Origin of the sequence: Bradyrhizobium oligotrophicum S58 (genome assembly GCF_000344805.1) — a bacterium.
In the GTDB taxonomy this organism is placed as follows: Bacteria; Pseudomonadota; Alphaproteobacteria; order Rhizobiales; family Xanthobacteraceae; genus Bradyrhizobium; species Bradyrhizobium oligotrophicum.
Window position 1 is genome coordinate 1,429,926 of record NC_020453.1, and the last position, 23,892, is coordinate 1,453,817.

Sequence of the window (23,892 nt, forward strand, 5' to 3'; positions counted from 1 at the left end):
CTCCCAGGGTGGCTCCGACCCTTGAAACCACCCCAAATCTTTGATTTTGACGAAGCCTCGGCCTATAAGGCCGCGCTTCCGCAACTGACCTCAGACGAATTGCAAGAGATCCCGCATGGCCGGCCATTCCCAATTCAAGAACATCATGCATCGCAAGGGCCGGCAGGATGCGATGAAGTCCAAGCTGTTCGGCAAGCTGGCCCGCGAAATTACGGTGTCGGCCAAGCTGGGCACGCCCGATCCGGCGATGAACCCGCGGCTGCGCGCAGCCGTGGTCGCGGCCCGGGCCGAGAACATGCCGAAGGACAACATCGAGCGGGCGATCAAGAAGGCGCTCGGCGGCGAGGGCGACAACTATGACGAGATCCGCTACGAGGGCTATGGCCCGGGCGGCGTCGCCGTCATCGTCGAGGCGCTGACCGACAACCGCAACCGCGCCGCCTCCGACATCCGCTCCTACTTTACGAAGTCCGGCGGCAATCTCGGCGAAACCGGCTCGGTGTCGTTCATGTTCGACCGCGTCGGCATCATCGAATTCGACCGCAGCGTCGCCTCCGACGACGCGGTGCTGGATGCCGCGATCGAGGCCGGCGCCGACGACGTGATTTCGGGGGAGGGGGGGCATGAGGTCTATGCCTCGCCGGAGAGCCTGCGCGAGGTCGCCAAGAATCTCGAGGCCAAGTTCGGCGAGCCGCGCAAGGCGGCGCTGACCTGGAAGCCGCAGAACACCGTCGCTGTCGACGACGAGACCGCCGAGAAGCTGTTGAAGCTGATGGATCTGCTGAACGAGCACGACGACGTCCAGAACGTCTATGCCAATTTCGAGATCTCGGACGCGCTGATGGCGAAGATGGGCGGTTGACGGGCACTTAACCACACCGCTCCGGCCGTTCTGTTTATGTTTCCACCGGCGTGGCGCGAGGCTATCTCTAACTCATGAAAGCCCAGCCGATTCGCGCAGCCGTCCGCATCATCGGGATCGATCCCGGCCTCCGCCGCACCGGCTGGGGCGTGATCGAGAGCGAGGGCAACCGGCTGATCTATGTCGGCTGCGGCTCGGTCGAGCCGCCCGACGACCTGCCTTTGGCGAGCCGGCTGCTCGCGATCCATGAGGGGCTTTCGGCCGTGCTCGGCCGCTTCACCCCGATGGAGGCGGCCGTCGAGCAGACCTTCGTCAACAAGGACGGCGTTGCGACCTTGAAGCTCGGCCAGGCCCGCGGCATCGCCATGCTGGCGCCGGCAATGTTCGGAATTTCGGTCGCCGAATACGCTCCCAACCAGGTCAAGAAGACCGTCGTGGGCGCCGGCCACGCCGACAAGGGCCAGATCGCGGTGATGCTGAAGATCCTGCTGCCCAAGGCCGATCCGCCGTCGGCGGACGCCGCCGACGCACTCGCGATCGCGATTACCCATGCCCATCATCGCCAGGGCCATGCGCTGCGCCAGAAAGTGGCCGGGCTATGATCGGCAAGCTCAAGGGGCTGATCGACTCCTTCAGCGAGGACTTCGTGATCCTCGATGTCGGCGGCGTCGGTTATCAGGTGCACTGCTCGGCCCGCACGCTGCAGCACTTGCCGTCGCCGGGTGAAGCCGCCACATTGTCGATCGAGACCTATGTGCGCGAGGACCAGATCAAGCTGTTCGGTTTTCGCTCGGATGTCGAACGGGAATGGTTTCGCCTTTTGCAGACGGTGCAGGGCGTCGGCGCCAAGGTCGCCCTCGCCGTCCTCGGCACCTTGCCGCCGGCCGATCTCGCCAACGCCATCGCGCTGCGCGACAAGGCTGCGGTGGCGCGGACACCGGGCGTCGGCCCGAAGGTGGCCGAGCGCATCGTAACCGAGCTGAAGGACAAGGCACCGGCGTTTGCCAATGTCGATCCCGGCGCGGCGCGCCTGTCCGGGGCGATCGAAGAGTCGCGCGCGCCGCAGCCGATCGCGGATGCGATCTCCGCACTCATCAACCTCGGCTACGGCCAGCCGCAGGCGGCCGCCGCCATCGCTGCCGCCTCGCGCGCTGCCGGCGACCAGGCCGAGACCGCGCAACTCATCCGCCTCGGCCTCAAAGAGCTGGCGAAATAGGCTATCGTCGCCCGGCCGGGCGAACAGAAGGACATTCGTTTCCCCCATGGTGAGCAAGAAGGACAAGGAGCTGATCGAGGCGGCCGCATCGGCGGTGAAGAGCCGCTACCGCAACGACTGGCAGGAGGTCGGCGCGGCCATGCGCACCCGCGACGGCCGCATCATCACCGGCGTCAACATCGACGCCTATCTCGGCCGCAACGCCGTCTGCGCCGAGGCGATCGCGATCGGCCGCGCCATCACCGAGCATGGTGATCACGGCATCGAGACCATCGTCGCGGTGCGCCATCCCAAGCCTGGCGAGCCCGGCGAGGTCGCGGTGGTCTCGCCCTGCGGCACCTGCCGCGAGCTGATCCATGACTACGACGCGAAGGCGCGGGTCATCGTGCCGTCGAACGGCAAGGGGCCTGCGGCGGTGACCATCGGCGAACTGCTGCCGAACAAATACAGGCGTGGCAACGAATGAAGCCGCCTGCGCGCATGGTCAGTCCGGAGCGGCGCTCCGACGATGTCGGCGACACCGCGCTGCGTCCGCAGCAATTGTCGGAGTTCGTCGGCCAGCAGCAGGCGCGCGCCAATCTGTCGATCTTCATCGAGGCGGCGCGCAAGCGCGGTGAGGCGCTCGACCACGTGCTGTTCGTAGGTCCCCCCGGCCTCGGCAAGACCACGCTGGCGCAGATCGTCGCGCGCGAGCTCGGCGTCGGCTTCCGCGCCACGTCAGGGCCGGTCATTGCCAAGGCGGGCGATCTCGCGGCCCTACTCACAAATCTCGAAGAGCGCGACGTGTTGTTCATCGACGAGATCCATCGTCTCAGTCCTGCGGTCGAGGAGGTGCTCTATCCGGCGATGGAGGATTTTCAGCTCGATCTGATCATCGGCGAGGGCCCTGCGGCGCGCTCGGTCAAGATCGACCTGTCGAAATTCACCCTGGTCGGCGCCACCACGCGCGCGGGCCTGCTGACCAATCCTTTGCGTGATCGCTTCGGCATTCCGATCCGGTTGAATTTCTACACCGTCGAGGAGCTGGAAGGCATCGTGACGCGCGGCGCCCGCGTGCTCGGGGTCGGCATGACCGCCGACGGCGCCAACGAGATCGCGCGCCGCGCCCGTGGCACGCCGCGTATCGCCGGGCGCCTCCTGCGCCGCGTGCGCGACTTCGCATCCGCGGCCGATGCGACCGCGATCGACCGCGCCATCGCCGATCACGCGCTGAGCGCGCTCGAAGTCGATGCCGCGGGGCTCGATGCCATGGACCGGCGCTATCTGACGACGATCGCGCTGAACTACGGTGGTGGGCCGGTCGGCGTCGAGACCATGGCGGCAGCGCTATCGGAGCCGCGCGATGCGATCGAGGACATCATCGAGCCCTACCTGATCCAATGCGGCTATCTGCAGCGCACCCCGCGCGGCCGGCTGCTGACCTCGCACGCGTTCAAACATCTCGGCATGGCCGAGCCGAACCGCGATCCCAGCCAGTTCGGCCTGTTCGGCGATCAGGAAGAATGATGGATATGGACACGATCGAGGTCGTCGCCGCATTGATCTTCGATCGCAACGGGCAGGTGCTGCTCGTGCGCAAGCGAGGCACGGAGGCGTTCATGCAGCCCGGCGGCAAGCGCGATGCCGGCGAAGATGATGTCGCGGCCTTGTCGCGTGAAATTGAAGAAGAAATCGGTTGTCGCCTGGTTCCGACTTCCATTCGAATGCTCGGCGAATTCGATGCGGTCGCAGCCAATGAGCCCGATTGTCGCGTATGTGCGAATCTCTACGTCGCCGAAGTGATCGGCCAGATCGTGCCGAACCGCGAAATCGACGAGGTCATCTGGGTCGATCCATCAGCCGCGTCAGATCTGGTGCTTGCACCTCTGACCCGCGATCATGTGTTGCCGATCGCGTCATGCCTCTGGGACGAACAACTGATCGATAAACAAAACTGCTGACAATCTGCACAGACGCACCCGAAATCGGTTGCAATGATCGGGGAAAAAGATTGCGTGCGAGGAGTTCGTCCATGCTGTCACGCCGTCGTTTTCTCTCATTCTCCGGCGGCCTTGCCGCGACCGGTTTTTCCACCGCCACCTATGGCGTCGGGGTCGAGCCGCTGCGCCTCGGCGTCACCGACTATCACGTCCGCCCCCACAACTGGCCGGCTGGCCTGAAGCTGAAGATCGCGGCGATCGCCGATATTCACGCCTGCGATCCCTGGATGTCGCTGGCGCATATCGAGGGCATCGTCGCGCGGACCAACGCGCTGCAACCGGACCTGATCGTCCTGCTCGGCGACTACGTCGCCGGTCATCGTCATCACATTGGACGCATCGATGCGGCGGCCTGGGCGCCGGTGCTGGGTGGCCTGAAGGCGCCGCTGGGCGTCCATGCCATTCTCGGCAACCACGACTACTGGGATGATCGAACCGTGCAGCGCGACGGCCGCGGTGCGCCGGTCGCTCAGCGGGCGCTGGAGGCCGCGGGCATTCCGGTCTATGAGAACGAGGTCGTGCGCCTCAGCAAGAATGGGCATGCCTTCTGGCTCGCCGGCCTCGGTGATCAGCTGGCCTACATGCCGGCCAGACGCTTTCGATCCGTGCCGCGGATCGGCGTCGATGATCTCGCGGGCACGCTGCGCAAGGTGACAGACAGCGCGCCGGTGATCCTGCTGGCGCATGAGCCGGACGTTGCGCTGCGCGTGCCGTCGCGGGTGGCGCTGCAGCTTTCCGGGCATACGCATGGCGGGCAGGTCCGGGTGCTCGGCTGGTCGCCGGCCGTTCCCATCCGCAACGGCGTCAATCTCGCCTATGGCCACATCCGCACGCAATGCGACGTCATCGTTTCCGGCGGGCTCGGCTGCAGCATCATGCCGGTGCGGATCGGCATGCCGCCGGAGATCGTGCTGGTGAGCCTCGGTGGAGAACCCGTGGAGGTGACCTCGTAGGTCGTTCGGGCGCTTGCGCGGGCGGTCGAATTGGGCGAAACGACCATTCGGCTCGGCAATCGAGGGCATCCGGTGACCCATCAACATCTCGACGGCAAGGTCCGTGACGGCCGCCACCACATGCAGGTGCGCGTCTACTACGAAGATACGGATTTCTCCGGAATCGTCTATCACGCCAACTATCTCCGCTACATGGAGCGCGGCCGCACCAATCATCTGCGGCTGATGGGCGCAGAGCAGCACGCGCTGTTCGCGGAGGCGGCCAGCGAGGCGCCGGGCTTCGCCTTCGTCGTCCGCTCGATGACGCTCGACTTCCTGCGGCCGGCACGCATGGACGACGTGCTCGACGTCGTGACCTGGCCGATCGCGGTGAAGGGCGCCTCGATCATGCTGGCGCAGGAGGTGCGGCGTGGCGACGAGGTGCTCGTCAAGGCCGACGTCCGCGTTGCCTTCATCAGCGGCGGCAAGGCGCAGCCGATTCCAAAGCCGCTGCGTGATCTGTTGAAGGCGGACGTGGTTTAGCCCGGCTCGCGGGATCATGGCCGCATCAGCTGCGGCGTTGCCGGTCAGTCCTGAGGAGCCGCTGATGCCTCCTGCGGTTTGGTCACCAATGCTCCCTCACGACGCAGGCGCCCGGCAGAGAGAAGTTCGTCGAGACTGCCGTGAACGGCCTCGCGGAGCTGGGCGCTGGTCGATCCGAAGCCGAACAGTCGGGCCACGGCCTGGATCAGCTGATCTTCCTCGGCTCCGTAGTTCTGCTCCACCACCTGGATGATCGCCACCTTGATCTCGTCCGGCGGCAGCATCTCCGGCTTTCGCAGCGTCGTCGACTGCACGTCCTCGCGGCTGCGCACGACCGGCGCTTGTCCGGGCACCGCGTAGAACGGACCCTCCGAGAGTTTTCCCTTCGACGTTGCTGACCTCAGCGCGGCACGCACGGCATCGCGGATCCGATTGCCGGCGCGGGCCAGACCCCAGGCCGACCGGATGCGGACGATGATCTCCGACTCATGCACCGGTCCTTCGACCGTGACGATCTCGATGACGTGCCGCATCATGTCGGCCAGCGACGTCTCGTGCGGCTCGACCTCCCGGCGCACCCGCAGCTTTGCCTCCTCGTAAGGAACCACAATGGGTGCCTGTGGGACGATCTCTGCAACGCGGATCTCGGTCTCCTCCGGCCTCGGCGTTTCCGTGCGTGCCAGAGGTTCGGCAGTCGCCTGGGCGGCGCCTTCGTCGATTTCGCGCCAATGCGCCTTGGCCGCCTCGATGGCGCGGACGACCTTCTCGGTTTCTTCCTTTGGCCGCAGAAACCAATCCGTAGACCAGATGCGATGCAGCACCCAGCCATGCGCTTCCAGCACGTTCTGTCGCAGGCGGTCGCGGTCTCGCGCCGATCGGGACGCGTGATACTGGGCGCCGTCGCATTCGATGCCCAGCAGGAAGCGGCCCGGCTTGTCAGGATCGACGATGGCGAGATCGACGAAGAATCCTGCGGTGCCGATCTGCGTCTTCACCTCGTGGCCGAGCGCCCCCAGCCTGGCGGCGACCTGCTCCTCGAACACCGAATCGGGGTCGCGGCCCGTCTCGTGAGCGATGCCGAGCTGCCCGGTCTGTGCAAACGTCAGGAAGGTCTTGAGCGCCGCGATGCCGCGGCCTTTGGCGCGCGACAGATCGATGTCGTCACCGGTGATCGAGGAAAACACCTCGCAGCGCAGCTTGGCCCGAGAGATCAGCACGTTCAGCCGCCGCTCGCCGCCGTCCGAATTCAACGGGCCGAAGCTCATCGAGACGAAGCCTTCCTTGGTCCGGCCATAACCCATGGAGATGAAGATGACGTCGCGCTCGTCGCCCTGGATGTTCTCGAGGTTCTTCACGAAGAACGGCTCGCTGGTGCCGCGGACGAAGAACTCCTCGGTGCCGGGGCTTTCCTTCCGCAACAGTTCGAGCTGATCCTGGATCGCCTGCCGCTGCGCCACCGAGAAGGTCGCGACTCCGAGGCTTTTCTCAGGCGTCTCGCGGGCATGGCGCATGACGGCCTCAGCCACGATCCGCGCTTCCCTCGGATTGGTCCGGCTGTTGCCGCGCTCGTAATGCGCGTCGGGATTGTAGTTGAACTTCAATCCCATTCCCGCGACGGCGTCGTAGGGGCTCGGCACGATGAACAGCCTGTTATCGTAGAACTGCTTGTTGGAGACGGCGATCAGCGACTGGTGCTTGCTGCGATAGTGCCAGTTCAGCATCCGATGCGACAGGCCCTTGGCGAGGCAGAGATCGAGAATGCTTTCCGCGTCCTTGACCTGGAAGGTCGGCTGCTCCTCGTCATCATTGTCGTCGTCATCGTTGCCGGTGAGCTTCGCGAAGAAGCGCGTCGGCGGCAGCTGGCGCTCGTCGCCCACGACCACCATTTGCCGGCACCGCGCCACCGCGCCGAGCGCATCGACGGGCTCGATCTGTGAGGCCTCGTCGACGACGAGCAGATCGAAGGCCATCGCGCCCGGTTTCAGGAACTGGGCGACCGACAGCGGGCTCATCAGGAAGATCGGCTTGATCTGCTGCACCACCGGGCCGGCGCGTTCCAGCAACTGGCGGATCGGCAGATGATTGCGCTTCTTGGCGAGTTCGCCGTTCAGCACCCCGAGCGGCCCGATGCCGCCGGCGTTGCGCGGCAGCGCCGCCGCATGCTCATGGGCAATCTGGTCGCGGGCTAACTGCATGCGCGCGACGTCGAGCTTGCGAAAGCCGTCGACCAGCCGGTCGTGCGATTCCCCGTCGAAGCGCTTCAGCTCGGGATGGTCGGCGAAGATCACGCTGCGCATGACTTCGTAGTAGGACCTGTCGAAGGTCTGTTCCAGCGCGTCGCCGGAGAGCGAGCCGTCGAGCGTGCGATCGACCAACGCTGCGAGACCATCCGCGCGGGCGAGGCGGACCCGGTCCATGAACGCAATCCACCGGGTGAGGCGCTCGGTCGAGTTCCTCCACTCCGACAGGGTCTGCGACAGCTCGTCGAACCGAATCCGATCGCCGTCGTCGAGCGGAATGCGGGTGGGCTCCAACTGAAGAAAGTCGATGAGCTTTTGCAGGTCAGACCTCAGACCCGTGAGATCCGTGCCGAGATGTTCGATCGATTGCCGATCATCGGACGACAGCGTCAGCTGCGTCAGCCGCTGGCGCGTCTCATCGCTCGCAAACGGCTTTGGGAACGCCGACCACCAGGTCACCAATCTGGAAAGCGCGTCCCAATCCGACTGCTCCTTATTCCATGCCGTCCCGAACGCTGCGCGGCCTGCACCCTCGACCTCCTCGAACGACCGGCGCGCGGCCTGCGCGGCGACGAGACCGTCGACCAGCAGAAGCCGCTGCTCGAGCGTTTTCGGCATTGGCACCTTCAGGTAGGACGCCAGCAACGCCATCTGCGCGCGATAGCGCGAGCTCAGCATGCGTAGCCACGAGCGGCCTTTCTCCGCGATCACCTTGCGGCAATCGGCGACCGACGCGTCCCAGGCGGACTCGACGAATGCCTGCTCGAACGCGGTTCTCAGTCTGGCGTAGCGAAGTCCCTTGTCGACGATGTCGGCGACCTCGTGCGGCCGGCTCCAGATCGGATCGCGAAACGCCGCGCGGTCGCATTCCGGCATCGCGGCAGCCGCTTCCGCAAACGCAAACACGTCTGTGGCATCGGCCAGAGCGACAGGCGCCGGCAGCTCGAGCAGCGTGCCGACGCGCGCCGCGCCTGTGGTTACGCGGCCGATGAGGTTCGAAATGCCGTCCAGCGATGTCAGCAGCTCCGCCATCTCGGCTGGGTCGAGCGCATCGCGGCCGACGCCGCGCCACGGATGCAGGTGAGGCGCACCGTCTGATTCGATCCGGTCGGCCAGTTCGACGACCAGCTCGCGTCGCCGTTCAAAGTCCAACGGAGACCAGGATGGCGCGCCCTGCAAGGGCAGCGCCGGCTGCGCCGACGCCTCCCAGCAACGGATGAGATGGCCGAGCAGCCGGAAGGGCGTCAGCTCGCTCGGTCGATGCGGCTGGTGCATCATGTCGGCGTGGCGATTGAGACTGTCACGGCTGTCGGTCAGGCGCTGCACCAGCGTCGCCTCGCCGCGCGGCGCCGGGACGGCAGCAGATTTACAGCGCTTCAGCTCCTCCAGCAGGACGCGCTTGTTCGCCTTGTTGGAGTGCAGCTCGAGCGCGAGCGAGCCGAGGCCGACGCCTTTCAGCCGACGATGCACGACGTCCAGCGCCGCCATCTTCTCGGCGACGAAGAGCACGGTTTTCCCTTCCGCAGCGGCGGACGCGATGATGTTGGTGATGGTCTGCGACTTGCCGGTCCCAGGCGGGCCCTTGACGACGAGATCGCGCCCCCGGACCACTTCCTCGATCACCACGGCCTGCGACGAATCGGCGTCGACGACATGGTTCATCGCCAACGGCTGGATCACGGAATCGATCTTGCCATCGTCGGCCACGATCGGCTCCGATGCTTCGAAACCGTTCTGCAGCAGTGCTGCGATCAGTGGGTGGCGATCGAGCCCGCCATCCGCGGGCCAGTTCTCCGGATCGAGATCGCGATACATCAGGAACTTGGAGAATGAGAAGAAGCCGAGGACGATCGCGTCGGCCTTGACCTCCCATCTCTTCTTGTTCGCGACGGTCTCGGCGATGCCGGCGAGATAAGCATCGATGTCGACGTCATCCTCGTCGCCGAAGTCCTGCAGCTTCAGCCCGAATTCTCCGTCGAGCTTGGCCTGAAGCGAGAGGTTGGGCGAGGGCGGCTCCGCGCGCGAGACCAGATGAAACCGATCGGCGGCGCTGCTGCGTTCCAGCCGGACCGGCAGCAGCACCAGCGGAGCGAAGCGCTCGACGTCGGATTTGTCGTCCTCGAACCATTTCAGCAGTCCGAAGGCGAGATAGAGAATGTTGACGCCCTGCTCTTCCTCGAGCGTTCTGGCGTCGTACCAGATGTCGAGCAGCCGTTTCTGCAGTGCCTCGGACGACAAGCGGGTCTGGAGTCGCGTATCGGCTTGCCGGCGCTGCGCCTCCGAATCATCTCCGCTCTGCTTAGTCTCGGCAGGGGACGTGTCGGACTTGGGGGCAGGTTTGAGGGGAGGTGCAGCCGCAGTAGTCGTCTCGTCGGGATTCGTCGTGGTCTCCGCCTTCGATGCAAGGAAGGTGAGGCGCTTGCCTTCGCCAAGCAGCTCGAAGATCGTCGCGGAGCGTGCGCCGACGATGTCGATGGTGCGGATGGTCTTCGTCTTGAGCGGGATGTGCACGAGCCGGTTGCGCGTGCCCAAATCGAGCAACGCGCGTCGGTCAGCCAGCAATCGGTCTCTTACGGATGGGCCTGCCAAATGCAATCCTCCTGCGATTCGAGGATTGCAACCCGCACTCGCCGCGGTCAAGCGCGGCACGAGCTGTCTGGCTGTTTATGGGATCCGGTGTCTCATCTCCTCGTGTGGAGGAGATGAGACATGCCTGCAGCTAGGCCGCCGCCTTATGCCGCGCCAGTTCCGCCTTGTAGAGCTCGAACTCCTCGGCGATGGCGCGCGCGATCGACGGGCGTACGCGCAGACGTTCATAATAGGTCTTCACCTCCGGCCATTTGGCGAGCTGGATCGGCGGCGTAGCCATGGTCCAGTTGATCACGGTCACGAGATAGGCGTCGGCGACGGTGAAATGATCGAGCAGAAACTCGCGGCCGCGCAGATGGTGGTCGAGATGATCGAGGCGCGACAGGTTCTTCTTCAGGACGTGGCTCTTCATGTCGTCCGGGGCGGTCTTGTCGAGGATCGGAATGAACAGTCCCTTGTGCAATTCGGTCCCGATGAAGCAGAGCCATTGATGCAGACGGCTGCGATCGATGCCGGGGCCGGTGCCGAGCTTCGCTTCCGGAAAGCGGTCCGCGACATATTGGAGGATCGCTGCATTCTCGGTCAGCAGCTCGCCGTCATCGGTGCGCAACGTCGGCACGAGGCCGAGCGGATTGACGGCGCGGAAGTCCGATCCGTCGTTGAGCACGATCTTGGTCTTCGGATCGACCTCGAGATAATTCGTCGTGGCGCCGGCTTCATAGAGTGCGATGCGGGTGGCAAGCGAGCAGGCGAGCGGCGAGAAATACAGGTCCATGGGTGTCTCCTCGGGGCTCCTTGGCCGGAGCGTTGATTGATTTTTATACTGTCTCGCATAATATGGGGTTGGTCAAGGAATTGATTGCGAGATGGTACAAAAAAAGAAGGGGCCTTCGGAGGCTCCGGAAAAAGCTGATGAGCCCGTCGAGCCGAAGCGGCGCGGGCGGCCGCGGGCCTATGAGCCGGATGTCGCGCTCGGCAAGGCGCTCGACCTGTTCCGGACGACAGGCTTTGCCGCGACCTCGCTCGACGATCTCAGCGCCGCCACCGGCATGAACCGGCCGAGCCTCTATGGCGCGTTCGGCGACAAGCGCGAGCTCTACATCAAGAGCTATCAGCGCTATCGCGACAACGCCCGTGCGGTGATCGGCGACATCTTTCGGCACGACTGGCCGGTCCGCGAACGGCTCGAGCGGATCTATGCCGCTGCCCTCGACATCTATCTCTCCGGGGCGGACGGACCGCGCGGCTGCTTCACGGTCATGACCGCGGGCTCGGAGGCGATCGCCGATCCCGACATCCGCGCCATGGTGCAGAACGCGCTGACCGAGCTCGACAAGGCGTTCGCGCGTTGCTTCCGCCTTGCCAAGGAGAAGGGCGAGCTCCCCGAAGGCGCCGACCCCGTCGTGCTGGCACAACTGGCGTCGGCGACGATCCACTCGATCGCGATCCGCGCCCGCGCCCGGGCGCCGCGCAAGGAATTGGAGGCGATCGTCGCAGGGGCGATCGACGTCATTACCGGCGCCAGATAGCGTTTCAATACCCCCTGACGCGATCGACCAGATTGCGCAGCGCGCCGCCGGCCTCGAACGTCGCGATCTGCTCGGCGACATAGCGCGAGATCGCGTCGGCATCGGTATCGGCCGCATTGTGCGGCGTCAGCACCACCTTCGGATGGGTCCAGAACGGGCTATCGGCCGGCAGCGGCTCCCGGCCGAACACATCGAGCGACACCGCGCCGAGCGTGCCGTCGTCGAGGCAGGAGAGAATGTCCGGTTCGTTCTGCAGGCGGCCGCGTCCGGCATTGATCATGACCGGTGCGCCGAGCGGCGAGCTGCGTCGCAGCTTGGTGAACATCTTGCGGTCGAGAATGCCCGTTGTGTCCGGCGTCAGCGGCAGCAGCGACACCAGGATGTCGGTCCGCGCCAGGAACGCATCGAGCTGTGCCGCGCCGTGGAAGCTTTCGATGCCGTCGGCCTGCTTTTCGCTGCGGCTCCAGCCGGCGACCTGAAAGCCGAGACGCTTGAGCACATCGGCCGCATCGAGCCCGAGCGTGCCCAGCCCGAGAATGCCGACATTGATCGCGGCCGCCGGCCACTGATATTTCGGCGCCCAGCGCTTCACGCGCTGCGATTCGCGCAAATACAGCTCCTGCCGATGATGCATCAGCACATGGAGAACGACGTATTCGGTCATGCGCGCGGTGAGATCGTCGACCGCGACCCGGACCAGCGGCACTTGGGGCAAGGTCTTGTCGGCCATCAGCGCATCGACGCCGGCGCCGAGGTTGAAGATGACGCGCAGGTTCGGAAAGCCGGCGAGCTCGCCGGGGGCCGGCTTCCACACCGCCGCATAATGCACGTCAGCCGGATCGAGCCCGGCATCGGGCAGCAGCACGACGGGCCGGTCGCCGCAGACGTCGTCGAAACGCGCTTTCCAGCGCTGCGGCGACCAGTTGTCGGTGCCGCCATGGATCAGGAGCGCCAGCGCGCCTTTGGTCATCTAGAGGTCCTCGAGCTTAAGTGACCTGTCCCACATACCAGATCGTGCGGGCAGGCCAATCTCCGTGCCATCAACACGGAGACATCGTCATGCGCAAATTGCTTCTCGCCACCGCTTTCGTCATCGCATCCGCCTCGGCCCAGGCCCAGACCATCGATGTCGGCTCGATCCTGTCGGCCAACGGCATTTCCCTCGGCAAGGGCGGCGGTCAGCCGCAGGCCGGCCAGCAGGGCGGTGGCGCGCCCGGTATGGCGCAAGCTGCAGGCAGCCAGGGCGGCCAGACCGCGGCAGGCCAAAGCCAGGGGCAAGGTCAAGGGCAGGGCCAGGGCCAGTCGCAGCGGCAGGCCGGGCGCGCCAAGCAGCCGCGCGAGAGCGCCCAGGAGACGCGGGCGCGGAACATCGCCGCCAAATACGGCATCTCGTGGTAGTCGCGCCGGCGCGGAACCCGCGAAAAATTCTTCGCTGGCGTGTCGGCCAGAGGCATACTCCGCCGTCTTGAAGACGAATGGAGATGCCTTCCGATGCTGTACGCGCTGCTCTGCTATCATGACGAGGATGTCGTCTGCACCTGGAGCAAGGACCAGGATGCCGCGGTCATGGCCAAGCTCGCCATCGTGCAGGAGAAGCTCACCAAGCAGGGGCGGCTCGGCCCGGTGGCGCGGCTGCTGCCGACCACCGCCGCCACGACCCTGCGCAAGGACGATCCGCCGCTGGTGGTCGATGGCCCCTATGCCGAGACCAAGGAGCAACTGCTCGGCTTCTATCTGGTCGATTGCGCCAATCTCGACGAGGCGCTCGCGGTCGCGCGCGAGCTCGGCGAGGCCAATCCCGGCGGCTCCTACGAGATTCGTCCCGTCGGCACGTTCAGGCCGGGCGGAGTGCTGGCATGACCGATGCGGCCTGGATCGATGCTGCCCTGACATCAGCGCGTCCCCAGGCCGTCGGCGCGCTGCTGCGCTATTTCCGCGACCTCGACACCGCCGAGGAGGCGTTCCAGAACGCCTGCCTGCGTGCGCTGAAGAGCTGGCCGCAGAACGGGCCGCCGCGCGATCCCGCGGCGTGGCTGATCATGGTCGGGCGCAATGCCGCGATCGACGATGTCCGGCGCGTCCGCCGCGAGCAGCCGCTGCCGGACGATGAAGCCATCTCCGATCTCGACGATGCCGAGAGCGCGCTCGCCGACCGGCTCGACGGCTCGCATTATCGCGACGACATCCTGCGGCTGCTGTTCATCTGCTGCCACAAGGAGCTGCCGGCGACGCAGCAGATCGCGCTGGCGTTGCGCGTGGTCTCCGGGCTCACGGTGAAGCAGATCGCCCGCGCGTTCTTGGTCAGTGAGGCCGCGATGGAGCAGCGCATCACACGGGCCAAGGCGCGCGTCGCCCAGGCGGAGGTGCCGTTCGAGACGCCCGGCGCGGTCGAGCGCTCCGAGCGGCTGGTGGCGGTCGCCGCCATGATCTACCTGATCTATAATGAGGGCTATTCGGCCGGCGGCGAGACCGCCGAGCTGCGCAAGCCGCTGTCGGACGAGGCGATCCGGCTGGCGAGGCTGCTGCTGCGGCTGTTCCCGGGCGAGCCCGAGATCATGGGTCTCACCGCGCTGCTGCTGTTGCAGCATGCGCGCACCGCGGCGCGCTTCGACGCGGAGGGAGCGCTGATCCTGCTGGAGGATCAGGATCGCGCATTGTGGAACCAGCCGATGATCGCGGAGGGGCTGGCGCTGATCGACAAGGCGATGCGGCATCGTCGCAGCGGCCCCTACCAGATCCAGGCGGCGATCGCGGCGTTGCATTCGCGCGCCGCCCGGCCTGAAGACACCGACTGGACGCAGATCGACCTGCTCTATGGCGCGCTCGAAGTGGTGCAGCCTTCGCCGGTCGTAACGCTCAATCGCGCCGTCGCCGTCTCCAAGGTGCGTGGCGCGCAGGCCGCCCTCGATTTGATCGCGCCACTGGAGGGGCGGCTTGCCAACTACTTCTATTTCTTCGGCGTGCGTGGTGCGCTGCTGATGCAGCTCGGGCGCAACGACGAGGCGCGGACGGCCTTCGACCGCGCCATCGCGCTGGCGCACAGCTCGGCCGAGGCGGCGCATATCCGCATGCAGCTCGACCGCCTGATGCGTGACAGCGCCACGGCGCAGGCTCGGGCGAGCCAGTGAACTCCTGCTGAGGTTTGAGCCGAAATTTTTCGCCGGGCTGTCGGCGGCACGACACTCCATTCGTCCTTGGAGCAGCATCACGGAGAGGAGCTGCAGATGTCGACGATCACGTTGCAAGAGCCGGTCTCGCGCGCCGAATTGTGGAGCGGCCGGGTTCTGAGCGGGCTGGTGACGCTGTTCCTGCTGTTCGACGGCGCGATCAAGCTCATTCCCCTGCCGGTCGTCACACAGACGATGGACCAGATGGGCTATGGTGCCAGCGACGCCATGGCGCGCGCGCTCGGCCTGATCACGCTTCTCTGCACCGTGCTTTATGCGTTGCCGCCGACATCGTTCGTCGGCGCCATCCTGCTCACTGGCTATCTCGGCGGCGCCATCGCCTCGCATGTCCGTATCGGCAGCCCGCTGTTCAGCCACGTGCTGTTCGGCCTCTATCTCGGGCTGATGCTGTGGGGCGGGTTGTGGCTGCGCGACCGCCGCCTGCGCGCCCTGCTGCCGCGACTGCGCTGACACGTGACCCTTTCAACCAAGGAGGAAGCGATGATCTGTCCCTATCTCACCTTCAACGGCGACTGCGAGCAGGCCCTCAAGCATTATGGCGAGGCGCTCGGTGCCAAGATCGACATGATGATGCGCTACGGCGAGGCGCCGCCGGAGATGCCCTCTGCGCCGGAGCACAAGGACCGGATCATGCACGTCCGCTTCTCGATCGGCGGTGATGTCCTGATGGCCTCCGACTCGCCGCCCGAATATTATCAAGGCAAGCCGCACGGAATTTCGGTCTCGCTCCAGATCGCTGACGTCGCCGAGGCCGAGCGCAAGTTCAGCGCGCTGCTCGAAGGCGGCGCCGTCACCATGCCGTTCGGCAAGACGTTCTGGTCCAAGGGTTTTGGCATGGGCGTCGATCGCTTCGGCATCCCTTGGATGATCAATTGCCCGGCTGAGGGCTATTGAGCGGGGATCGGCACGCGCCGTACATCGCCTTCAACTCGCGCCCGCGCAACAGCAGAAGCCGCGACGTCAAGCCGCCGCGGCGCTCGATCCAGCCGCGCACCGGCGTGGGATAGGTCTGCAGCACCAGCTTCGAGGCCTCCGGCTCCGCATAGGTGCGGCCGCGCCGGTCGACCGAGCGCGCGGCGTGGAAGCCGAGCACGGCGCGGCGCGTCACGCAGATGCGCTCTTCAGGCACGAGGCTCAGCACGAGCGTGCACGCAGACAGGCAGGGTCCGTCGATGATCACGCGCTCGCCGGAGGCGCGGACCTTCTCGAACAGGTCGAGGAACGGTCCCACCTCGCCGCCGGGCGAGGAGATGATGCGGACGTCGGCGCGCGCCAGCATCGTCACGATCGCCCACAACACGACCGCGAGCAGCAGTGTCAGGATGATGCGGATCCGGCTCGGCATCGCCTCATGCGTTTCTGCGTTGGCCGCGCAAGGTCGGCAGTCCGATTCCCGCAGCATCGAAGCCGCCGTCCACGGCCAGCACCTGGCCGGTAATGTAGCTCGATCGCTCGGAGCTGAGGAAGAAGATGGCTTCTGCCAGCTCCTCTTCAAGGCCGTAGCGGTTGAGCGGAATGGCGTCGTGATAGTCGGCGCGGATCTCCGGCGTGTGCACGTCCTTGGCCATCGCGGTCTCGACCGGGCCCGGCGCCACTGCATTGACGCGGATGCCGGCGGAGGCGAGCTCGACCGCGAGCTGCTTGGTCAGATGCGCCAGCGCCGCTTTGCTGGTGCCGTAGGCGGACCGCAGGGTCGAGGCGCGCACGGCCGAAATCGATGTGATGTTGACGATGGCGCCGCCATATTCGCGCATCAGAGGCACCGCGGCCCGCGTGCACAGAAACGGTCCCGTCAGATTGACGTCGAGAATGCGTTGCCAGTCGGTTTCGCTCGTTTCCATGATCGGAGCGAAGCGTGCGACGCCGGCATTGTTGACCAGCGCGTCGAGACGGCCAAATCGTCCGGCGATGCGCTCCAGAGCCACAGCCACCATCGCCGCCTCCGAGACGTCGCAGTGCAAGGCAAGCGTCCGGTCGGGACAATCGAGTGCTGACGTGGCGTCGTCGAGCAGCTTCTTCTCGATGTCGAGCAGGGCGACGCGCCAGCCCTCGTGCAGAAATCTCTTGGCGGTCGCAAGCCCGATGCCGCGGGCAGCCCCGGTAACCAGGGCCACCTTGTCGCTCAGCATCGTCGATGATTCCGTCACGGCAGTCGGCTCCCTTGGCCGGCGCCCCGGCTCCTGCTGTTCTCGGTCCTAGCATGCGCAGCGCGGAACAGCTGTGAAGGCCGTCACAATTGTCAGTGTGCGTTCGATTTGCGCATGCTGCAAATTAAAACAAGGCAGCGAAGTCCCCGGGCCTTGTCAAACAGCCAAAAGTAGTAAATGGCACGTCAGTTCGCGTCTCGCGGCGCAACAGCGCCCGAGTTTTGCTTCGTCCATGTCCCTCCATTGGCCGGAGGGCGCAGGGAAGACCGGGAGCTCGCCGCCCCCATGGCCCCCGTGCGTAAAAAGTGCACGGGGCAGGAACCACAGGTTTGGCTGGGACATCCCGGCCCTCCCTGCACGATGGTTTACGGCTTATACGCGCTCTCCCCGCGGACCGGCTGTCTTGCCCCCGCTTTCTGCCATAATGCGCACATGCATCTGACACGGCATCAGCATCGGGATGCCAGGACCACACGATTTCGCCGTACGTGCCGCGTTGTTCGTCTGCGTGTCCTTCATATGAGCATGATCTTGTCGGAAAGCTGTGGCGCACTGTGCGTCAACAATCTCCCGGTTCCGAATCATGCTCCACGCTGCAACATCGGCACGTCCACCGCATCCCGCTCCCAACGTTCGTGACGACCGCGAAACGCCCCTCTCGATCGGGACCAGGACGACGCCAGGAAACGTCGGATTCCGGAAAAACGAAAGAAGAGAATTTTTACCGGAAGGACTGGACAAGGGTGATCGACTTGAAAGTCTTCGAGAAAAAATTTCCTCGGCGCAGCGACTTCGGCGCCGCGTCGAAGCCTCCGAGGGGCATTCCCTCGGGACATGCGATCGTCGCGCCGTCGGCTGATTTGCCCGACGGGTTGCGCCTTGGACGAATCCTGAACCGGTAGCGTAAAGTCAGAGTCTCGGTAGAATCGGCATGGGCGGTCAATTCATCAGCCAGCGAATCACAGTCGGTATCCGGAGCAGGGAGCAGCAGCCGTCGGCGCGTGGGCCGAACGGCCTGGGACGCACGCGCGGCGCGCTGCTGATGTCCTGCATGCTCCTTGGTCTTGCGGCGAACGGGGCCGCATGGGCGGATGGCACGGTTGCTGCGAAGCCGGCCGAGGCCGAGGCGGCCGGGCGCGAGGTCGCGCCGCCGCCGCAGTCCCCGCAGCCCCAAAAGGCAGAGCCCGAGACGGTCGGGCGACCGGCGGAGGTGCCGGCGTCGGGTCCGAAGCTCGTGGTGCCGGCAACCGACGCCACCAAGCCGAGCACGGCCGAGCGCAAGGGCGATACACGAACGGCAACGCGCGACGTCAAGGACAGCAAGAACCTGTCCGTCCCGCAGCGGGTGCTGCCGGCCGACGTGGCGCAGAAGATCGGCCGCAGGATCTGGCTCAACGAGGCCGGCGGCCGGCGCGACGCCATTACCTCCTGGAATGCGGGTGAGGAATTCGCCTCGCTCGGCATCGGGCACTTCATCTGGTACCCCGTCACCGCAAAACCGCCGTTCGAGGAAGGCTTTCCGGGGCTGGTCGCGTTTCTGCGCAAGGGCAAGACGCCGTTGCCATCATGGCTGGACAAGCCGCAGGTTCCGCCCTGTCCGTGGACCAGCCGGGCCGATTTCAAGCGGAATTTCAATTCGCCGCAGATGCGGCAGTTGCGTCAGTTCCTGCTCGACACGATGGCGGAGCAGACCCAGTTCCTGGTGGCGCGTGCGCAAGGCGCGATGGACAAGATCCTCGCGAATACCCCCGACAACGCCGAACGCGAGCGCATCGTGGCGCAGTATGCGCGCGTGGTGCGCGCTTCGGAGGATCTCTATCCCCTGATCGACTACATCAACTTCAAGGGCGAGGGCACCAACCCGTCGGAGACGGCCGTCGACAAGGAGACGGGCCAGCGCCAGGGCTGGGGTCTGAAGCAGGTGCTGCTCAAAATGAACGGCACCACCACCGAGCCGAAGGCCGTGCTCGCCGAATATTCCGACGCGGTGCAGGTCGTGCTGCAGCAGCGGGTGCGCAATCTTCCGTCCAACCGCATCTGGGAGGCGGGCTGGCTGCGCCGCGCCGAGACCTATCGCCGTCCGATCGCGCAATTGGACCAGGTCCCCGAACGGGCCCCGCGCAGATCGTCGCGCTACAGGGCCGACAACACGCAGTTCTGACCCGAAGCGGGCAGGCGGCTCAACGTCCGCCTGCCTCGGCCTTCTTGTCTGCAATGACCTTCTGATACGCCGCCTGCAGTCGCTCGCCGACGCTGGGTCCGGCCTTCTTGCGCTTTTTCAGGCCGAGATGGATCTCGCGCAATTCATCCATGAATTCGGCCCACATTTTCGGCCCGCCTTCCTTCAACAGCCTGGCGCGGATGCCGAGCTCCTCCGAGACGGGCAGATATTTGTAACCCCAGCCGGCCATCTGCGCGAGGATCGGCAAGAGCTCGATGCCCTGCTCGGTCAGGGAGTAGATCCCCTTCTGCTTGTGGCTCGGATCATCCGTACGGCTGATGATGCCGGCGGCGAGCAACGTCTTCAGCCGGTCGGCGAGAATGTTGGAGGAGATGCCTTCCTCCGATCCGCCGAGCAGCTCGCGGTAGTGCCGGCGGTTTCCAAACATCATGTCGCGGATGATCAGAAGGCTCCATTTGTCCCCCACCACTTCGAGCGTCAGGTTGATCGGGCAGCCGGAGCGCTGAATGTCGGACATCGGACTCTCATGGGGTGGTCGATCGGGCCGTCGACGCGAATAAACTGCTTGCAATATCGCACCAGTCTCGGCACTCTCCAACTGCTTGCAAAACAAAAGCAGATGGGGAGTGGCCGATGGCAAGGCTGGTGATGTGGAATCTGATGACGCTGGACGGCATGGTCGCCGGCCCGAACGGCGACATTTCCTGGCATGAGGATGTCTGGGGCCCGGAGCTGGAGCAGCTATCCGAAACACAGCTGCAGGAGGCGGGCGGACTGGTGTTCGGCCGGGTGACCTACGATCTGATGGCGGGATATTGGCCCACCGGCGCCGGCGTCATCGCCGACTTCATGAACAGCGCGCCGAAATATGTCGCCTCGCGCACGCTCTCCCGCCTGGACTGGTCGAACGCGCACCTGCTGGGTCCGCAGCTCGCGACCGAGGTCGACCGGCTGAAGAAGGACAGCGCCAAGGATCTGTTCCTGTTCGGCAGCGCGGACCTGGGTGCCACGCTCATCGCGCATGATCTGATTGATGAGTTTCGAATTGCGATCAATCCGCGCGTGCTCGGCGGCGGAGCGCCGCTGTTCAAGCCGGGGCAGGCGATGAAGCTCAAGCTGATCGACAGCCGGGCGCTCTCGAATGGCGTTGTGATCGTGCGTTATGTCCCCGCGCGGGAGACGTGAGCGCAGGCCTCGCGGCTTGCTCGGTGCACCTCGCTCGCGGGGAGAGGTCGGATTGCATCGAAGTGCAATTCGGGTGAGGGGGTACAGGTCCTTCCACGTACACTTCTCGCGCGGCTGCCCCTCACCCCAGCCCTCTCCCCGTAAGAACAGGGCGAGGGGGCGCACTGTCTCTGTCGCGCTAGTTTGGGCTCAATTGAACGCCTTCCTACTCAAATCCATCCGGAGCGAACCATGTCCCTGTCTCTCTACTATCATCCGCTGTCGTCGTTCTGCTGGAAGGTGCTGATCGCGCTGTATGAGAACGACATTCCGTTCACGCCGAAGCTGGTCAATCTCGGCAATGCCGACGAGCGTGCGGCGTTTCTGAAGCTGTGGCCGGTCGGAAAATTTCCGGTGTTGCGTGACGAGGCACGAGGGCGCACGATTCCGGAATCGAGCATCATCATCGAGTATCTCGATCTGCACCATGCGGGCACGACGCGATTCATTCCCGATGACGCCGATCTGGCGCTGCAGACGCGCCTGCGCGATCGCTTCCTCGATCTCTATCTGCACATGCCGACGCAGACCATCGTGTTCGACCGGCTGCGGCCGGCCGACGCGCGCGATCCCGCCGGCGTCACTGAGGCGCGGAACAGGCTGCGCACCTCCTACGCCATGCTCAATGCCGAGTTCGCGCCCGGCACCTGGGCGATGGGCGACAGCTTCACGCTGGCTGATTGCGCAGCCCTGCCGGCGCTGTTCTATGCCAACAAGGTCGAGCCGCTCGGCGACGGGTCCCCCGCGGTGCAGGCCTATCTCGACCGCCTCAAGGCGCGGCCGTCCGCCGCGCGGGTTCTCGCCGAGGCCGAACCCTACTTCCACATGTTCCCGCAGGAGCCGGGCTGAATCGGGAACTCCGCCAAAATAATTGTGCGGAGGTGTCGGCGGCGCCGCGACCTGATCGTCTTGCTGATGAGGGCAGGGCAGTCCTGCCGGGGCATATCAGGGGAGAGCGACCATGCGGTTCATGGTGATCGTGAAGGCGACCAGGGACACGGAGGCCGGGATCCTGCCGACCACGGAGGAGTTCGCGGCGATGGGCCGGTTCAACGAGGAACTGGTCAAGGCCGGCATGATGGAGGCCGGCGAAGGCTTGCATCCAACGGCCAAGGGCGCGCGGATCGATTTCTCGGGTGGTGAGACGCGCGTTGCGCGCGGTCCGTTCGATCTCTCGGTCGATTTGGCCGCCGGCTTCTGGATGATCAAGGCGCGCTCGCTCGACGAGGTGATCGAGCACATGAAGCGCGCGCCGTTCCCGAGCGGCCAGATCGAGATCCGGCAGGTCTATGCACCGGAGGATTTCGGCGAGACGTTCACGCCCGAGTTGCGTGAGCGGGTTGAGCGGCTGCGCGCGCAGGCCGCAAGGGGCTGAACCAGGCGACGTCGTCAGGAGAGGAGGAGACGCGATGCGATTCATGATGCTGATGATCCCGCTCGGCTATGAGAGCGCGCCACCGGACGTGCAGCTCGACCCCGAGCGGGTCGCGGCGATGATGCGCTATAACGAGGCGCTGAAGGACGCCGGCGTGCTGATCACGCTGGAGGGACTGCATCCGCCGTCGATGGGCGCGCGGGTCTCGTTCGCAGGCGGCAAGCCGGTGGTGACCGATGGCCCGTTTGCCGAGGCCAAGGAGGTGCTCGGCGGCTATTGGATGATCGAGGTGGCCTCGCGCAACGAAGCGATCGCCTGGGCCAAGCAATGTCCGGCTTCCGAGAACGAGATCATCGAGATCCGCCAGGTCCAGGAAATGGCGGACTTTTCCGAAGAGGTGCAGCAGGCCGCGGCAGGCTTTTCCGAGCTGCCGCATGCCGGGCGCGCCTGATCGATTCGTTTCACAACAGGAGGGAAGTGCAATGAGCGACAACAGCAACACCTATCTCGCCGTGTTTCTCGGCAGCAGGACCAGTTCGTCCTGGAAGGCGTGGGAAGCGCTGTCGGAAGACGAGCGCAGGGCTCGGGAGCGGGAGGGCATGGCGGCCTGGCACGCCTGGGTCGACAAATACAAGGACGCGATCGCCGCGATGGGCGGGCCGCTCGGCAAGACCAAGCGGATCGACAAGGCCGGCGTCAACGACATCGCCAACGAGATGGGCGCGTTCACCGTGGTCCGCGCCGCCTCGCACGAGGACGCGGCGAAGATGTTCGTGAACCATCCGCACTTCGCGATCTTCCCTGGCGAGCGGGTCGAGATCATGCCGGTGCTGCCGATTCCGGGCGGCGGCTAGTTTCCGGGCGCAAGGTCGCGTCGCAGAGGAGAGCCGGCATCCAGCCCTGGTGCCGGTTCTGCTCCCGCGCGCACGCCCTCACGTGGGAAAATGCTCGACATGCGTCTCGGCAGTACGGCCGAAATAGACCACGCGGCGGCCGGCAAACGACACCAGGTAGCCGGCGCAGCCGGCAGCCTTCGCCCGCTCGCAAAAGGCCACGTAGCTGTAATCGGCGGGATTGGCCTGCGCCCATCGCACCAGACGCGCGACCTCCTCCGCGTCGAAGGCAGATGCGACGCTTCCGGCTGACGGCTGCATTGCGAGCGCCGCATGGTCGCCGTCCGGCAGATAGAAGGTCTGGGTATTGCCGCGATAGTCGACCGTGTAGCCCTCGAAGCCCGCAGTGATCAGCCGGCCGACGATCTCCGGAAAGCTCAGGCTGCCGTCGTGGGCAGCATCGAGGCACGTCCTGGCAATGGTGATTCTGTCCGCGTCCATGTCGGCATCCTTCGTCGATAGGGTGAGGGGCGTTCAGTCCAAAGGGACCGTCTTGAGGCCGCGCCGTTCGGCGAGCACCTTCAGCAGGCGGTTGAGCGCGTGGTGCTCGCCTGTGCTGAGCACGCTGAAATAGGCAGCGTCATTCGCGTCGGCCAACGCGGCCAGCACCGGCACCTTGGACCGTCCGTCGGCGGTCAAGGTGAGGCGATGCGCGCGCTTGTCTTGCGGGTCCTCCGTTCGCGCAATCAGGCCTTTGGCCAGAAGCCGATCCGCAAGCTTGCTGATGGCCCCCCGCGTCAGGCCCATCCGTTCGGCCAGAACCGAGGGCGGCGTGGGGGGCTGTTCATAAAGCGCTCGCATGAACGACCATTCCGCCACCGTAACCCCTTCTGTCGCTACCTTCCGCGCAAAGTCCTGCGACACGGCGTTCGACACCATTCGCATCCAGAAGCCAGTGTGGTCAGTCAGGTCCGAGATGGAGCCCATGCGATCGCCATATGGTTGACCAGGAAACTAACTGCATTTAGTTTCCTAGTCAACTATATTTGATCG

The 23,892-nt window shown here is 65.3% G+C and carries 28 protein-coding genes; 20 read left to right on the top strand and 8 right to left on the bottom strand.

Translation table 11 applies throughout. The annotated features are described in order from the left end of the window. Positions 1-115 precede the first annotated feature (115 nt). The 8 genes from S58_RS06155 (at position 116) to ybgC (ending at position 5,532) form a co-directional block, all read left to right on the top strand. Positions 116-862 carry a YebC/PmpR family DNA-binding transcriptional regulator gene (locus tag S58_RS06155; protein ID WP_015664390.1) on the top strand — a complete coding sequence of 249 codons (747 nt, stop codon included), beginning with the start codon at positions 116-118 and terminating at the stop codon, positions 860-862. A gap of 74 nt (positions 863-936) precedes the next feature. Further along, positions 937-1,464, top strand: a complete 528-nt coding sequence (gene ruvC, locus S58_RS06160; protein ID WP_015664391.1) for a crossover junction endodeoxyribonuclease RuvC — start codon at positions 937-939, stop codon at positions 1,462-1,464. Next, on the top strand, positions 1,461-2,078 hold the full coding sequence (gene ruvA, locus S58_RS06165; protein ID WP_015664392.1) for a Holliday junction branch migration protein RuvA: 618 nt from the start codon (positions 1,461-1,463) through the stop codon (positions 2,076-2,078). Before ruvC ends, ruvA begins: the two co-directional genes overlap by 4 nt. Before the next feature lie 46 nt (positions 2,079-2,124). Then, entirely contained in the window at positions 2,125-2,544 is a 420-nt protein-coding gene (locus S58_RS06170; RefSeq protein ID WP_015664393.1) for a cytidine deaminase, read from the top strand. Further along, positions 2,541-3,584, top strand: coding sequence for a Holliday junction branch migration DNA helicase RuvB (ruvB, locus tag S58_RS06175; protein ID WP_015664394.1), 1,044 nt, complete (start codon positions 2,541-2,543; stop codon positions 3,582-3,584). The genes S58_RS06170 and ruvB overlap by 4 nt, the downstream gene beginning before the upstream one ends. Positions 3,585-3,589: 5 nt before the next feature. After that, a complete protein-coding gene (locus tag S58_RS06180) occupies positions 3,590-4,018 on the top strand; it encodes an NUDIX hydrolase (RefSeq protein WP_173424417.1) in 429 nt (142 codons plus the stop codon). A 71-nt stretch (positions 4,019-4,089) separates the two neighbouring features. After that, complete coding sequence (locus tag S58_RS06185) at positions 4,090-5,010, top strand: metallophosphoesterase (RefSeq protein ID WP_015664396.1); 921 nt, start codon at positions 4,090-4,092, stop codon at positions 5,008-5,010. 72 nt (positions 5,011-5,082) lie between these two features. Further along, positions 5,083-5,532, top strand: a complete 450-nt coding sequence (gene ybgC, locus S58_RS06190; RefSeq protein WP_083938798.1) for a tol-pal system-associated acyl-CoA thioesterase — start codon at positions 5,083-5,085, stop codon at positions 5,530-5,532. Between the two features lie 44 nt (positions 5,533-5,576). Here the strand turns inward: ybgC and S58_RS06195 are convergent, their stop codons facing one another. Both S58_RS06195 and S58_RS06200 read right to left on the bottom strand, forming a co-directional pair. Then, positions 5,577-10,334: a DUF3320 domain-containing protein gene (locus S58_RS06195; protein ID WP_015664398.1), complete on the bottom strand. Its 4,758-nt coding sequence runs from the start codon at positions 10,332-10,334 to the stop codon at positions 5,577-5,579. 157 nt (positions 10,335-10,491) lie between these two features. Then, a complete protein-coding gene (locus tag S58_RS06200) occupies positions 10,492-11,136 on the bottom strand; it encodes a glutathione binding-like protein (RefSeq protein WP_015664399.1) in 645 nt (214 codons plus the stop codon). A 91-nt stretch (positions 11,137-11,227) separates the two neighbouring features. Here S58_RS06200 and S58_RS06205 point away from each other — a divergent pair, with 91 nt between their 5' ends. After that, complete coding sequence (locus S58_RS06205; protein ID WP_015664400.1) at positions 11,228-11,890, top strand: TetR/AcrR family transcriptional regulator; 663 nt, start codon at positions 11,228-11,230, stop codon at positions 11,888-11,890. A 4-nt stretch (positions 11,891-11,894) separates the two neighbouring features. Here the strand turns inward: S58_RS06205 and S58_RS06210 are convergent, their stop codons facing one another. Next, positions 11,895-12,860: a 2-hydroxyacid dehydrogenase gene (locus S58_RS06210; protein ID WP_015664401.1), complete on the bottom strand. Its 966-nt coding sequence runs from the start codon at positions 12,858-12,860 to the stop codon at positions 11,895-11,897. An 89-nt stretch (positions 12,861-12,949) separates the two neighbouring features. On the opposite strand from S58_RS06210, the gene S58_RS06215 reads away from it, so the two are divergent. The 5 genes from S58_RS06215 (at position 12,950) to S58_RS06235 (ending at position 15,972) form a co-directional block, all read left to right on the top strand. Then, positions 12,950-13,288: a hypothetical protein gene (locus tag S58_RS06215; RefSeq protein ID WP_015664402.1), complete on the top strand. Its 339-nt coding sequence runs from the start codon at positions 12,950-12,952 to the stop codon at positions 13,286-13,288. 93 nt (positions 13,289-13,381) lie between these two features. Further along, positions 13,382-13,750: a YciI family protein gene (locus tag S58_RS06220; RefSeq protein ID WP_015664403.1), complete on the top strand. Its 369-nt coding sequence runs from the start codon at positions 13,382-13,384 to the stop codon at positions 13,748-13,750. Next, entirely contained in the window at positions 13,747-15,018 is a 1,272-nt protein-coding gene (locus tag S58_RS06225) for an RNA polymerase sigma factor (protein ID WP_015664404.1), read from the top strand. The genes S58_RS06220 and S58_RS06225 overlap by 4 nt, the downstream gene beginning before the upstream one ends. A gap of 96 nt (positions 15,019-15,114) precedes the next feature. After that, positions 15,115-15,528 carry a DoxX family protein gene (locus tag S58_RS06230; RefSeq protein WP_015664405.1) on the top strand — a complete coding sequence of 138 codons (414 nt, stop codon included), beginning with the start codon at positions 15,115-15,117 and terminating at the stop codon, positions 15,526-15,528. Between the two features lie 30 nt (positions 15,529-15,558). Further along, complete coding sequence (locus tag S58_RS06235) at positions 15,559-15,972, top strand: VOC family protein (protein ID WP_015664406.1); 414 nt, start codon at positions 15,559-15,561, stop codon at positions 15,970-15,972. Here S58_RS06235 and S58_RS06240 read toward each other — a convergent pair. Together S58_RS06240 and S58_RS06245 are read right to left on the bottom strand one after the other, a co-directional pair. After that, on the bottom strand, positions 15,947-16,423 hold the full coding sequence (locus S58_RS06240; RefSeq protein WP_015664407.1) for a hypothetical protein: 477 nt from the start codon (positions 16,421-16,423) through the stop codon (positions 15,947-15,949). The genes S58_RS06235 and S58_RS06240 overlap by 26 nt on opposite strands. A gap of 4 nt (positions 16,424-16,427) precedes the next feature. Continuing rightward, a complete protein-coding gene (locus tag S58_RS06245; protein ID WP_015664408.1) occupies positions 16,428-17,207 on the bottom strand; it encodes an SDR family NAD(P)-dependent oxidoreductase in 780 nt (259 codons plus the stop codon). A gap of 949 nt (positions 17,208-18,156) precedes the next feature. On the opposite strand from S58_RS06245, the gene S58_RS06250 reads away from it, so the two are divergent. Continuing rightward, the gene (locus S58_RS06250) at positions 18,157-19,386 is read left to right on the top strand and encodes a hypothetical protein (RefSeq protein ID WP_015664409.1); all 1,230 of its coding nucleotides are present in this window, start codon (positions 18,157-18,159) and stop codon (positions 19,384-19,386) included. Between the two features lie 19 nt (positions 19,387-19,405). Here S58_RS06250 and S58_RS06255 read toward each other — a convergent pair whose 3' ends face one another. Next, complete coding sequence (locus S58_RS06255) at positions 19,406-19,924, bottom strand: winged helix-turn-helix transcriptional regulator (protein ID WP_015664410.1); 519 nt, start codon at positions 19,922-19,924, stop codon at positions 19,406-19,408. A gap of 116 nt (positions 19,925-20,040) precedes the next feature. On the opposite strand from S58_RS06255, the gene S58_RS06260 reads away from it, so the two are divergent. From S58_RS06260 to S58_RS06280, 5 genes are all read left to right on the top strand, one after another. Then, positions 20,041-20,592: a dihydrofolate reductase family protein gene (locus S58_RS06260; protein ID WP_015664411.1), complete on the top strand. Its 552-nt coding sequence runs from the start codon at positions 20,041-20,043 to the stop codon at positions 20,590-20,592. Positions 20,593-20,823: 231 nt separating this feature from the next. After that, positions 20,824-21,480 (top strand): glutathione S-transferase family protein, encoded by a 657-nt coding sequence (locus tag S58_RS06265; protein WP_015664412.1) that lies wholly within the window; start codon positions 20,824-20,826, stop codon positions 21,478-21,480. A gap of 112 nt (positions 21,481-21,592) precedes the next feature. Then, positions 21,593-22,006 carry a YciI family protein gene (locus S58_RS06270; protein WP_015664413.1) on the top strand — a complete coding sequence of 138 codons (414 nt, stop codon included), beginning with the start codon at positions 21,593-21,595 and terminating at the stop codon, positions 22,004-22,006. 34 nt (positions 22,007-22,040) lie between these two features. Beyond that, the gene (locus tag S58_RS06275) at positions 22,041-22,457 is read left to right on the top strand and encodes a YciI family protein (RefSeq protein WP_015664414.1); all 417 of its coding nucleotides are present in this window, start codon (positions 22,041-22,043) and stop codon (positions 22,455-22,457) included. A 31-nt stretch (positions 22,458-22,488) separates the two neighbouring features. Beyond that, positions 22,489-22,860, top strand: coding sequence for a hypothetical protein (locus tag S58_RS06280; RefSeq protein ID WP_015664415.1), 372 nt, complete (start codon positions 22,489-22,491; stop codon positions 22,858-22,860). Between the two features lie 78 nt (positions 22,861-22,938). On the opposite strand, the gene S58_RS06285 is transcribed toward S58_RS06280, so the two are convergent. Next, positions 22,939-23,340 carry a DUF1398 domain-containing protein gene (locus tag S58_RS06285; RefSeq protein WP_015664416.1) on the bottom strand — a complete coding sequence of 134 codons (402 nt, stop codon included), beginning with the start codon at positions 23,338-23,340 and terminating at the stop codon, positions 22,939-22,941. A gap of 33 nt (positions 23,341-23,373) precedes the next feature. Next, entirely contained in the window at positions 23,374-23,826 is a 453-nt protein-coding gene (locus tag S58_RS06290) for a MarR family winged helix-turn-helix transcriptional regulator (RefSeq protein WP_015664417.1), read from the bottom strand. Positions 23,827-23,892: the final 66 nt, after the last annotated feature.